Here is a 13,014-nt window from a genome sequence, read left to right as displayed (position 1 = left end):
GACTCAAATGATGTTCGGCACCAGCGCGCCAAAAGCTGGCACCTCGCCCGGCCCTTTACACCCCGCACCCATGACCTTCGACACCATGCCATCCGGCCAGCGAGGCGTAGAGTGCCGGCCACGGCCCTGGCGACGGGGCTTCCCTTTGATGCTTCTGGAGTCCTTTGTGATTCGAACACCTCATTTATTGACGCTGACCCTGGCCGTGGCCACCGCCCTGAGCGGCTGCAAGAAGTCCGAAGACGCCGCGCCTGCGGCCCCGGCGGGCGACACCGCGGCCACCACCCCGGCGGCACCCAAGACGCTGACGCTGGACCAGAGCAAGCTGCCGGCAGTGAACCACTTCACCGTGGCCGACCTGGACCCCAACAGCAACGCCTGCACCGATCTGAACGCCTATGCCAATGCCAAGTTCCTGGCCGCCAATCCGGTGCCGAGCGACCGCACCAGTTGGGGCGCGTTCGAGATGCTCGACGAGCGCTCCAATGCGATCCAGCGGCAGTTGGTGGAACAGGCCGCAGCCGACAGCAAGGCCACCGGCGTGGAAAAGATCGTCGGCGACCTATGGTCGACCGGCATGGACGAAGCCAAGATCAACGCGCAGGGCATCGAGCCGCTGAAGCCGGAGCTGGCCGCCATCGACGCCATCAGCGACCAGGCCAAGCTGGTCGACTATCTGCGCAGCAGCGCGGCCAAGGGCAACAACGAACTTTTCAGCTTCGGTGCCCAAGCGGACTTCAAAAAGTCCAGCCAGAACATCGCCTATGCCATGCAGGGCGGCCTGGGCCTGCCGGACCCGGAGTACTACACCAGCCCCGCCAACAAGGCCAAGCTGGAGGCGTATCAGGCGCACGTGGCCAAGGTGCTGGAACTGTCCGGCGTGGCTGCGGCCGATGCCGCCGCGCAGGCCAAGCAAGTGGTGGCCTTCGAAACCCGCCTGGCCAAGGTCTCCAAGACCAGCACCCAGATGTCGCGCGACGCCTCGCTGGCCTATAACCCGATCTCCCCGGCCGAGGCCGACAAGCGGACCCCGAACTGGTCTTGGACCGAGTTCTTCAAGTCGCAGGGCGTGGCCACACCGGAGATGTTCTCGCTGGCGATCCCCGCCTTCCACCAGGAAGTGAGCAAGATGATCGCCGACACCGACCCGGCGATCTGGCGCGCGTACCTGCGCTTCCATACCGTCGATGGCGCTTCGCCGTTCCTGAGCCAGCCGTTCGTCGATGAGAGCTTTGCGTTCTACAACAAGACCATGCGCGGCCAGAAGGAAATCAAGCCGCGTTGGAAGCGCGTGCTGGCCACCATCAACGGCCAGGCCGGCGAAGCGCTGGGCCAGCTGTACGTCAAGGTAGCCTTCCCGGCCGATTCCAAGGCCAAGATGGAAACCTTGGTGACCAATCTGCGCACCGCGCTCAAGGCCCGCATCGAAAAGCTGGACTGGATGAGCCCGGAGACCAAGACCAAGGCCATCGCCAAGTGGGAAAGCTTCACGCCCAAGATCGGCTACCCGGAGAAGTGGCGTGAGTGGAACGGCCTGAGCACCGGCCTCGACAGCTACCTGGACAACGTGATGGCCGCGCGGGAGTTCAACTACAAGTGGAACCTGTCCAAGATCGGCAAGCCGGTGGACAAGACCGAATGGGGCATGAGTCCGCAGACGGTCAACGCCTACTACAACCCGCTGCAGAACGAGATCGTGTTCCCTGCCGCCATCCTGCAGCCGCCGTTCTTCGACCCCAATGCGCCGGAGGAAATGAACTACGGCGGCATCGGTGCAGTGATCGGCCATGAGATGACCCACGGCTACGACGACCAGGGCAGCCGCTTCGGTGCCGATGGCAACTTCATCCCCGATCCGGGCTGGTGGACGCAGAAGGATCTGGACGCGTTCAAGGCACGCACCGGCAAGCTGGTGGCGCAGTTCGACAGCTACCGCACGCCTGCCGGCGACAAGGTCAAGGGCGACCTGACGCTGAGCGAAAACATTGCGGATCTGGGCGGTCTCAATACCGCCTACGACGCGATGAAAACGGCCACTGCCGGCAAGGACGACCCCAAGACCGACGGCATCACCCGCGACCAGCGCTTCTTCCTCAACTGAGCCACGGTGTGGCGTCGCAACTTCACTCCGGAAGAACTGGTCGTGCGCCTGAAGACCGACCCGCATGCACCGGCGAACTTCCGCGCCATCGGCGCACCGTCGAACATGCCGGCATTCGCCGCCGCGTTCTCGTGCAAGGCGGGCGATGCGATGGTGCGTCAGGGCGACAAGCAGGTCGTGATCTGGTAATTGCGCAGTCGCTGTAAAACGACGGGCGGCCATCGAAAGATGGCCGCCCGTTTCTTTGTGCACACCGTATTTCCCGCGTCGTCTTCTCCATATCCACCAGCCGGCGCCAACAACCGAGGCAGGCCATGCTCCTGCAGTAGATGATCTTTCCTGCACGCACGCGTCGCCAGACACATGCCGACCAACGCGTACAACGCACATCCTGCCGCGATGCCATCGTTGCGCCCGGCCGCAAGCGTAGTCTGTACGCAAGAGCCGCAAACATCAGCCGCAATGCGGTGCGATCTGCAATCGCGCCTGCATGCAAGCCTCAACACAACTCAACGCACGTGCCCCTGGTGATGGGTCCGCTTATGCTCGGCGTTTATTCCAGACACTGGCGCCCGCCCATGTCACCCACCAAGACCTCCACGCTTGCCCTCGCCCTGCTGGTCGCCGTGACAGGTTGCCAACGCGAAGCGCACACCAGAACAACCGCGACCTCGGCACCTGCAGCGACGCCAGCGGCTGCGAAACCTGCGTTCGATATCGGCGAACTGGATACAGCCACCAGCGCGTGCCGGAACCTGGACGATTTCGTCAATGGCAGTTGGAAAAAAGCCAACCCCATCCCGGCCGACCGCACCAGTTGGGGGGTCTCCGACGTGCTCGTGGAGAACAGCCTGACCACCCAACGCCAGATCGCCGAAGACGCCGCAAAACAGGCCGACACCCAGACCAATCCTGTCGCCCACAAAATCGGCATGCTGTATGCCTCCGGCATGGATGAAGCGGCCATCGAAGCGGCCGGCGACCAACCGATCAAGCCACAGCTCGAGGCCATCGCCGCGCTGACCTCAGGCAAGGACGTTGCCGACTACATCACGCATCGTTTTGCCGAAGGCGATGCGCTGGTCTTCGACTTCGGCGCGCGTACCGACTTCAAACAAGCCGACAGACAGATCGGGTTCGCGCAGGAAGATGGACTGGGCCTGCCGACCAAGGAGTACTACACCTCCCCCGAATACGCGCCCATTCGCGAGGCGTATCTGGCTTATATCGCCAAATCCTTCGAGCTCACCGGCAGCACCGCCGACGCCGCCAAGACGCAGGCGAGCGAGGTCCTGGCGCTCGAAACGCGGCTGGCTGCCGCCTCGCTCACACGCACCGAGGCGCGCGCCCCCAAGAACCAGTATCACTTCGTCAGCACGGCCGAGGCCGACAAACTCACGCCGCACTTTTCATGGAGCAATTTCTTCGCTGTGCAAGGCATCGACAACGGTGCCGGCTTTTCCCTGTCGCAGCCGCGGTTCTTCGCTGAATTCGATCGTCAGCTGGCGAACGCGCCAATCGCACAATGGCAGGCGTATCTGCGCTTCCACACCATCGACGATGCGTCCAGGCAGCTCAGCAAGGTCTTCGTCGACAACAACTTCGCCTTCTACGGCAAAACGCTGTCCGAGCAACCCGAACAGCAGCCGCGTTGGAAACGCGTATTACGCACGGTCAACGGCGCGATGGGCGAAGGCTTGGGGCAGCTCTACGTCGCCAAGGTGTTCACGCCGGAAGCCAAACAGCGCGCCAGCGACTTGGTGGACAACGTGCGTGTTGCGCTCAAGGCGCGCATCGAAAACGTCGACTTGATGAGCCCGGAAACCAAAGCCAAGGCCATCGCCAAGTGGCAGACATTCCTGCCAAAAATCGGCTATCCCGACACCTGGCGCGACTGGTCGGGGCTGGAGATCGTGCCCGGCGCGTATTACCGCAACCTGCAGGCAGCAGCGAAATTCAATTATCACTACGACATCGCCCAGATCGGTAAGCCCACCGACCGCAGGCGCTGGCAGATGACGCCGCAGACCGTCAATGCGTATTACGACCCCAGCACCAATTCCATCAATTTCCCGGCCGGAATCCTGCAGCCGCCGTTCTTCGACGCCAGCGCGGACGACGCCTTGAACTACGGCGGCATTGGTGCGGTGATCGGGCACGAAGCCACCCACGGCTTCGACGATGAGGGCAGGCAGTTCGACGGCGCCGGAAACCATGTCGACTGGTGGACGCCGCAGGATCGCAAGGCCTTCGAGCAACGCGCCGAGCGACTGGTCAAACAGTTCGATGCCTACGTGCCGCTGCCCGACCACCCCACGGTGCACGTCAATGGCAAGCTCAGCCTGGGCGAAAACATCGCCGACCTGGGCGGCACCAACGTTGCCTACGATGCGTTGCAGGCAGATCTGCGCGCGCATCCGGAGCGGGCCGGCGCGATCGACGGGTACAGCCCGGATCAACGCTTTTTCCTGAATTACGCCCGCACTTGGCGTGGGCAGACACGTGAACAGCAGCAACTGGTCTACCTGGCCAGCGACCCCCATGCGCCAGACCAACCTGCGCGCCATTGCGCCGCCCTCGAACATGCCCTCCTTCGCCAAGGCATTTTCCTGCAAGGCCGGCGATGCGATGGTGCGGCCAGAAAAAGACCGCGTGGTGATCTGGTAAGACCGCACCGGCGGCGGCAAGCGCTTCCACTACGATGGCACCTGGCACCTGGTGGCACAGGCCCGCACGCGTGGGCCTGTCGCATTCATGCACGCAGCCGGCACCGAGCACGAACCGGCGCGCGCGCCTGCCTGCGCGGCACCTAGCCTTGCTAAACTCCGCCGACCTCAATCTGGCCACCCTTCTTCTCGATGCCCACCATTCGTCCGCTTGCCCTCGCTCTTGGCTTCAGCCTGATCTCGCTGCTGTCCGCCCCCGACGCCGACGCCGCTCGCAAGAAGAAGGCCGCAGCGCCCAAGGCTCCGGCCGTCTCGGCGGCCTGCACCAATTTCTACGACTACGCCAACGCCAGCTGGCTCAAGGCCAACCCCGTGCCGCAGGCCGGCGCCGTCACCGCGCTGGGTCAATTGTCCGAGCGCGCCCTGCAGCAGCAGCGCGAATTGCTCGATGCATCGATGAAGGCCCCGCAGGGCAACGTGCAAAAGCTGCTCGGCGATTTCTGGGCAAGCGGCCTGGACGAAGCGGCTGTCGAAAAGGACGGCTCCAACCCGATCGCCCCCCTGCTCTCGCGCATCGACGCGATCAAGAAGGCCAAGGATGTGCCCGCTTCCATCGCCGCGTTGCATCAGGTCGGTATTCCGGTCGGCTTCAATTTCGGCCCGGACGTGGATCTGAAAGCGCTCGATCGCCATATCGGTTACTTCATGCAGGGCGGTATGGGCCTGCCCGACCCGGCCTTCTACACCCGCACCGACGCCGACACCCAGGCGCTGATGGGCCGCTACCGTGCCTACGTCAAGCAGATCCTGGCGCTCACCGGCACCGCCGCCGACAAGCTCGACGCCGATGCCGCCTCGGTGCTGCAGATCGAAACCGCGCTGGCGCGTAGCGCGCAGTCGGTGCAGGGCATCAACAACCCGTTCAACAACTACGCACCGACCGCCACCAAGGAACTGAGCAAGCAGTACAAGAACCTGCGCCTGGCCGACTTCCTGGAAGCGCAGGGCGTCAAGGACGACCTGGTGTCGATGGCCGACCCGGCCATGTTCAAGCAGCTCGACAGCATGATCGTCAGCATCAAGCCGGACCAGTGGAAGGCCTACCTGCGCTGGCGCGTGGGCGATGCGATGGCGCCGTACCTGTCCAAGAGCTTCCACGATGCCGAATACCAGTTCCGCGGCCGTCTGCTGCGTGGCGATGCGGTGCCGCCGCAGCGTTGGCAGCAGGTGCTGGACGCCATCAACGTGGCCGCCGGCCCGATGCTCGGCCGCGAATACGTGGCACGCTACCTGAGCAGCGACACCCGCCGCCAGGCCGAAACCATCGCCGACCAAGTGCGCGATGCGCAGCTGGCCGCGCTGGAGCGCAGCGGTTGGGGCAACGGCGAGGTGGTGGCCGAAGCCAAGGCCAAGCTGGCCGCGATGAAGATCGAAGTCGGCGCGCCGCGACGCGACCTGGATTACACCGTGCAGCCGATGGGGCGCGGCAGCTTCGGCGGCAATATGCTGATCGCCTCGACCTGGCGCCATCACGAAGAGATGAAGCGCATCGGCAAGGGCAACGCCGACCGTCGCTGGGACGTGCTGCCGCAGCAGCCGGCGGTGGCCTACGACATCGCGCAGAACCGCCTGATCGTCACTGCCGCCGTGTTGCAGGCACCGGTGTTGACCACCGGCGGTACCCAGGCCGCGCAGTACGGTGCCTACGGTGCGCTGGTCGCACACGAGATCACCCGTGCGATCGATGCCAAGGGCTCGCTGGTCGATGCCAAGGGCGAATTGCGCAGCTGGTGGACACCGGCCGAAAAGGCGAGTTGGACGATGCTGACCAACAAGGTCGCCACGCAGTTCTCGGCCTACCCTTACCCAGGCGTGCCCAACGCCAAGGTCAATGGTGCGCAGACCGCCGAAGAGAATCTGGCCGACCTGGCCGGCGTCGAATTGGCCTGGCAGGCGTTCAGCAAGGCGCAGCCGGCAGCCACCGAGGCCGACAAGCAGGCCTTCTTCACCGCATGGGCCGGGCTGTGGGCACAGCAGTTGTCGCCCAACGAAGCGGTACAGCGCGCAAGCGCCGACATCCGCGCACCGGGCCAGTGGCGCACCAACGGCCCGCTCTCGAACCTGCCCGAGTTCGGTGCAGCGTTCAGCTGCAAGGCCGGCCAGCCGATGCAGCGCGTGGATGCAGACCAGATCGAACTCTGGCGCTGATTTTCGCCAAGGTTAGACAATTAAAAAGAGCGCGGATTCCGCGCTCTTTTTTTGTCTCTGTGGCATTGGCGGGATGGCGTGTCGTCTGCGCTCCATGCCGACTTCGGCCTCAGCCACCCTTCCGGTCGCGGTTCTGGCGGCGACAAGGGAATCCCGGCAACGCCCACCGCGGCCACGGCCGCTACTACGGATCACGCCGACAACGCAGCATCGCCCGACTCAACGCACCACGCGCAACGGCGGCTTGCGCTTGCCACCGCCCTTCCTTCCGCCGCTGCCGCCGAATGGCGACTGGCCGCGCCAGTAGCGGATCATCAGCCAGCCGAACAGCATGCCGCCCAGATGTGCGAAGTGGGCCACGCCAGGCTGCCAACCGGTCGCCCCGAGCAATAACTCGATCGCGCCGAACACGATCACGAAGGTGCGCGCCTTCATTGGAATCGGCGGGAACAGCAGCATCACGCGCTGATTGGGGAACAGCATTCCGTACGCCAGCAGCAAACCGAACACGCCGCCCGATGCGCCTACCACCGGCGCACCGCTTTGTGTGAACCAGGCCATCAACAGCTGGCACAGGCCGGCGCCGGCGACGCACACAAGATAGTAGGTCAGAAAGCGCTTCTGGCCCCAGGTCTGTTCCAACGGCGCGCCAAACATGAAGAGCGCCAGCATGTTGAAAAACAGATGGTTGAAGCCACCATGCAGGAACGCGTACGTCAGCAGCTGCCACGGCATGAAGCTGGCGCCCGGCGAAAACGCATCGAAGCCGTTGGACAGCGGCCACAACATCAGCCACGACAACACGCTGTCCGATGGCAACACGCCGGCGCCCAGGTCGCCTACCGCCCATTGCAGCAGGAACAAGCCGATGTTGGCGATCAGTAATGCTTTGGTGATGGGCGGCAGTTGAGGCATGGCGGCATCCTTCGGAATGCTGCCGATGATAACGGCAGGCTTATGAAGGCACCCACACGGCCGCATCCAGCCGCTGCGCGGCGCTGGCCCGGCGCACACGGCCCCGTTCCACCTGGACGCCCTCCGCGCGCAGGCGCTGGCATTGCTCGCGGTAGCCTGCCGAGCCTTCGGGCAAGGCAATCCGGCCATCGCTGCGCACTACGCGGTGCCAGGGCAGCGCGGATCGTCGTTGCCGCTGAGCACGCGTGCCACCAGCCGCGCACGGCCCGGCAGGCCGGCGCGCCGGGCAACGTCCCCATAACCGGCCACCTCGCCCACGGCAATCGCGCGGACCACCTGGAGAATCCGCAGCCGCGCCTGCTCGCCGGACAGTGCCTCACCCTTGGAGGCGGCACGCACAGGCACGCTGGCAGTGCCGCGCGCGGTTGGATGGCGAGATCTGGACATCGCGCAAGCATGCCAGCTGACGGAGCTACATGTGCGCGTGCGGATCGCCCTGCACGCGAAGAGAAAGTTGCAAGTCCCTCTCCCCACGGGAGAGGGATTGGGGTGAGGGTACGGGCGCAGCAAGCAAACCGCTCAGGCAACGCAATACGTCGTCATTCGCCCCGATCAGAGTACAAAAAGCTTTGAACATCAGATCGAGTTGGATCAACGAGTCGCTTGTGCTGAGGCCTCCCCCGATGGCAGAGGCTTCAATCCTTATCCCTCCGGGACACTGCCCCTTCATGGGAGAGAAGGGGGCGCGCAGCGCCGGATGCGGGTACGGCTGCCACTGGAGATTGCAGTCGGGCGTTGATCGCGGCATCGCCTTATGCGCCGCCACACGACAAGCAACCATCGATAGCGACGGCGACGCCACCGCGCCACCCCATCCCTCAATGCATCAACACAATCTCTTCAGACGAGGTCGGATGAATCGCCACGGTTTCGTCGAAGTCCCGCTTGGTCGCGCCCATCTTCACCGCCAGTGCGAAGCCTTGCAGCATTTCGTCGGCGCTCTCACCCAGCAGATGCACGCCGACCACCCGCTCTTCTTCGCCCACGCACACCAGTTTGAACAGGCTGCGCTGCGGCGCGTCGGCCAGTGCGTGCAGCATCGGGCGGAAATTGCTGCGGTACACCCGCACAGCGCCGTTGTACCGCGCACGCGCCTGTTCTTCGGTGAGCCCGACATTGCCAAGCGGCGGGTGCGAAAACACCACGCTGGGCACGTTTTCGTAGTCCATGCGCGCATCCGGTTGGTGACCGAACAGGCGGTCCATCAGCTTGCGCCCCGCCGCAATCGCCACCGGCGTCAGTCCGACCTTGCCGCTCACATCGCCGATTGCGTGAATATTCGGCACGTTGGTGGTCTGCCCGTCGTCCACCACCACTTCGCCCTTGTCGCCAAGCGCAACGCCCACGGTGTCCAGACCCAGCCCGGCGGTATTGGCGCGGCGGCCCACCGCGAAAAACACCTTATCGAAGACGTCGTTGCCTTGCTCGCGCGGATGCACGGAATGCCCATGCACGCGCAGCGCACCTTGCATATCACGCTCCAATGCGGTCGTGTTGAAACCGAAGTGCAGCCGCACGCCCAGATGGCGTAGGTTGTCTGCCAACTGCAAAGTCAGTTCCGCATCGAAGCGTTCCAGCAAGCGCTCGCCCTGCACGAACAGATGCACGCGGCTGCCCAAGGCCTGCAGCAGCCCGGCGATTTCCACCGCGATATAGCCACCGCCGATAATCGCGACCTGCTCAGGCGCATGGCAGAGATTGAAGAAATCGTCGGAAACTTCGCCATGTTCTGCGCCCTCCACGTCCGGGCGTAATGGGTGTGCGCCGGTGGCGATCACGATATGGCCAGCGGTCACCGGCACGCCGTCGCTGCCCATGACGGTATGGCGGTCCTGCACTACGCCGCGCTGCGGAATCAACACCACACCATCGTCGTTGAGGCGGCGTCGGTAACTGGCATGGATGTTGGCGATGTATCCCTGCCGATGCGTGACCAGCTCCTGCCAGGCCAAGGTCGGGCGCGGCACATCGAATCCCAACGCACTGGCCAACTCGACCTTGCCGGCCAGATCGGCTGCCAGCCACATCGCCTTCTTCGGCACGCAACCGAGATTGACGCAGGTGCCTCCCAATTCGTTGGGCTCCATGATCGCCACGCGCGCGCCATGTTTTGCTGCGCGAAATCCCGCCGCAAGCCCCCCGGAGCCGCCCCCCAGAATCACCACGTCGTAGTCGTATGGCGCACTCATGCGAAACGCTCCGCCCGGTAAGGATGTGGGTCCAGCGCGGGTGCGCGGCCCGTGATCAGGTCGGCCATCAATTGTCCGCTTGCAGTGCTCATGCTGATGCCGAGCATGCCATGCCCGGCTGCGAGCCAGACGTGAGGATGGCCGGGCACCACGCCCAGGACCGGCACATCGTCCCAGGTCATCGGCCGCCATCCGTACCAGCGCTCGATCACCGCAGGCCCGCATGGCGCCTGCAGATAGTCGGCCGCTGCACGCTCCAACGCAGCCAGGCGTGTGGCATTGAGCTGCGTATCGCGCCCGGAAAATTCCATCGTGCTACCGATGCGCAGGCGGTCACGCCACGGCACCACGAACACCCAACGGTCCTTCAACACCACCGGGCGGCGCGGCATCAGATGCGGCGCGCTGTAGGTAATCGAATAACCCTTGCCGGCCTGCACCGGCAAGCGCAAACCAAGTTGCGCCGCCAGCACCGGCGACCATGGCCCGGTTGCGATCACCACCTCGCGCGCATGGCGCTTGCCGTGCTCTGTCTGCACACAGCTGCCAGCTCCATCGGGCACGATCGCCTGCACGCGGCAGTGCGCATCGATCACCACGCCACGTGCGCGCAGCACTCTCGCAAGCTCTGCGGTGTATTGCTCCGGGCGCAGATGCGCATCGCCGGGGAAGTGGATCGCGCCGGCGATCCCATCGCGAAATGCGGGATCCTGGCGTACATAGTCCGCACCATCGATGACCTCGGCCCGGATACCCCACTGCGCCAGCAGCGCGCATTCGTCGCGGTATTGCGCAAAGCGGCGCGCATCGCCGAACACGTAATCCAGCCCGTCGTTGCGAAACTCGCACTCCAACCCGTACCGCGCCACCCACACGTCGAAACGCTGCCGCGCATCGTGCAACAGCGCCGCGCGCGCCTGCGCACTGGACTGCCAATCGCGCGCATTGCAGCGCCGTGCGAAGTGCAGCAGCCAGCGCCATAACCCCGGATCCAGACGTGGCGGGATATACAACGGCGCATCCGGGGTGAACATCCATTTCAGTGCCTGCGCAATCATGCCGGGCGCCGCCAGCGGCGGTGCGTGGCTCGGCGTGATGGTGCCGCAATTGCCGTAGGAGGTCGCCGCACCGGGCGCACTGGCATCGAGCACACACACCTGCCGGCCCGCTTCGACAAGTGCCAGCGCGGTGGCCAGGCCAATCGCGCCCGCGCCGATCACCAACACATCATCGCCGCTGCCGTGCATGCAGGCGCTACCCGGCGCGCCCAGTGCCACACCACATCGGCGGCACCTGCAGATAGGTCACGCTGCGCCATAGCCATTCCATCGGCCCGAAGCGGAACCAGTGCAGCCAGCATCGGCTCAGCAGCACCTGCAGCGCGAACAGCACCAGCGCAAACGGCAATTGCCACACCCGCGGCAGCTGTTCGAAATAGCCCAGTCCGTAGCCATAGAAGATGCCGGTGCAGACCAGCGATTGCAGCAGGTAGTTGCTCAATGCCATCCGCCCCGCTGGCGCAAGCCATGCCAGACGCGGTGCCAAGCGCACCACCCATGCGGCATAGCCCAGGCACATCAATGGCCCTGCAATCAGCGACAGCGCGAAGGCGCCGGACAGGCGCAGGTCCAGACGCGCCGGATCGATCCACGGCTCCAATGCGTAACTTGCCAGCATCACGCCCAGCCCCAACGGCAACACGACATAGCGCAACGTGGCAAACACGCGTGGGAAGCGCTCGGGCGTGGCGATCGCACCGCTGCGCACGAACCAACCACCGAGCAGGAACATGCCGAGCATGGCCGGGCCGTTGATGCTCAGACCGGTCATCGCTTCCTGAAAGTCATGCCAGCGCTGCACTGTCGCTTGCAGGTAAGTGCCGCTGCCGAATGCGGCGCGCTGCGCCTGCACGTTCGCCAGCGCCTGCTGCGCGGCGTCGGCCATCGCCGCTTTCCATTGCACCATCGCATCGGGATCAGTCTGCGCCAACTCGCCTGCCACCCTGTACAGCAGGGTCAGCCCGGGTGCACACAGATATACCAACGCAGCAAACCATGGCAGCGTCACCGTCGGCACATTGCGCGCACTCAGCAGCAGCAACGCCAGCAGGGCATAGGTCACCAGAATATCGCCGGACCACACCAGCAATGCGTGGGCTAGCCCGATCGCCAACAGCCCGAGGGTGCGGCGCAGATACAGGCCAAAGAACGCGCGCCCGGCGCGCTGCGCCATCACCGCAAAGCCCATGCCGAACAACAGCGAAAACAGCGTGTAGAACTTGCCTTGCACGAACACGTAGACCAACGCATCGGCGACCCGGTCGGCGCCATGCCAATGCGGCTCCACGCCAGTCATGGCCAGATCGAGCGGCCCGACGAAGGCTTCCATGTTCATCAGCAGGATGCCCAGCAGCGCCACGCCGCGCAGGATATCCAGCACGACGATGCGCTCGGTCGCAGCAGTGGGGAGCAGCACGTTGTGGGAGGTCATCTCGGCTCAGCCAACCAAATGCAGCGGCACGCACCGCAGAATGCAGACGACCCGCCGATGGGGCGGGCCGTCTGCAACAGCAATTATGCACGCACCGCGGCAAACCGCAGGCATGGGCCGATGTGCGCGTGAAGCGCCTGCACCTCAGCAGCGCCGGATGGCCGGCCTGCATCAGTGACGCGCATGTGTCCCACCCGTCCAACCGCCACGCGAGCGCGTGCTTGCCTAAGGCAACGCTGATCAAGCCCCGTTCCCGCGTTTCGCGGGAGGTTGGATGCACATAGACGATGGGGCGCGTAGATCGCTTTGCCCATTCAGGGCAATCCCGGTGATCGAGGCCTCTGTTGGGAGGCCTCTGTGCTTCATGTGGGCAACCTTGCGCGCG

At 64.6% G+C, this 13,014-nt stretch carries 5 protein-coding genes and 3 pseudogenes; 3 read left to right on the top strand and 5 right to left on the bottom strand.

What is annotated here, in order from left to right:
- Positions 1–148 precede the first annotated feature (148 nt).
- The 3 genes and pseudogenes from XAXN_RS11880 to XAXN_RS11870 all read left to right on the top strand — a co-directional run bounded on the left by XAXN_RS11880 (position 149) and on the right by XAXN_RS11870 (position 6,975).
- Positions 149–2,290 (top strand): annotated as a pseudogene (locus tag XAXN_RS11880) (M13 family metallopeptidase).
- 389 nt (positions 2,291–2,679) lie between these two features.
- Positions 2,680–4,768, top strand: a pseudogene (locus XAXN_RS11875) (M13 family metallopeptidase).
- 191 nt (positions 4,769–4,959) lie between these two features.
- Positions 4,960–6,975, top strand: a complete 2,016-nt coding sequence (locus tag XAXN_RS11870; protein WP_054319691.1) for a M13 family metallopeptidase — start codon at positions 4,960–4,962, stop codon at positions 6,973–6,975.
- Between the two features lie 219 nt (positions 6,976–7,194).
- Here the strand turns inward: XAXN_RS11870 and XAXN_RS11865 are convergent, their stop codons facing one another.
- The 5 genes and pseudogenes from XAXN_RS11865 to XAXN_RS11840 all read right to left on the bottom strand — a co-directional run bounded on the left by XAXN_RS11865 (position 7,195) and on the right by XAXN_RS11840 (position 12,629).
- A complete protein-coding gene (locus tag XAXN_RS11865; RefSeq protein ID WP_003486879.1) occupies positions 7,195–7,890 on the bottom strand; it encodes a rhomboid family intramembrane serine protease in 696 nt (231 codons plus the stop codon).
- 40 nt (positions 7,891–7,930) lie between these two features.
- Positions 7,931–8,337: pseudogene (locus tag XAXN_RS11860) on the bottom strand (MGMT family protein).
- A gap of 431 nt (positions 8,338–8,768) precedes the next feature.
- On the bottom strand, positions 8,769–10,139 hold the full coding sequence (gorA, locus tag XAXN_RS11850) for a glutathione-disulfide reductase (protein ID WP_054319689.1): 1,371 nt from the start codon (positions 10,137–10,139) through the stop codon (positions 8,769–8,771).
- The gene (locus tag XAXN_RS11845; protein ID WP_206416659.1) at positions 10,136–11,416 is read right to left on the bottom strand and encodes an NAD(P)/FAD-dependent oxidoreductase; all 1,281 of its coding nucleotides are present in this window, start codon (positions 11,414–11,416) and stop codon (positions 10,136–10,138) included. The genes gorA and XAXN_RS11845 overlap by 4 nt, the downstream gene beginning before the upstream one ends.
- Entirely contained in the window at positions 11,394–12,629 is a 1,236-nt protein-coding gene (locus XAXN_RS11840; protein ID WP_054319688.1) for a DUF418 domain-containing protein, read from the bottom strand. The genes XAXN_RS11845 and XAXN_RS11840 overlap by 23 nt, the downstream gene beginning before the upstream one ends.
- Positions 12,630–13,014 lie beyond the last annotated feature (385 nt).

It is taken from the genome of Xanthomonas axonopodis (genome assembly GCF_001304695.1).
Lineage (GTDB): Bacteria > Pseudomonadota > Gammaproteobacteria > Xanthomonadales > Xanthomonadaceae > Xanthomonas > Xanthomonas axonopodis.
Note: the sequence above shows the minus strand (reverse complement) of the source record. Positions and strands in the feature narration are given on the sequence as shown.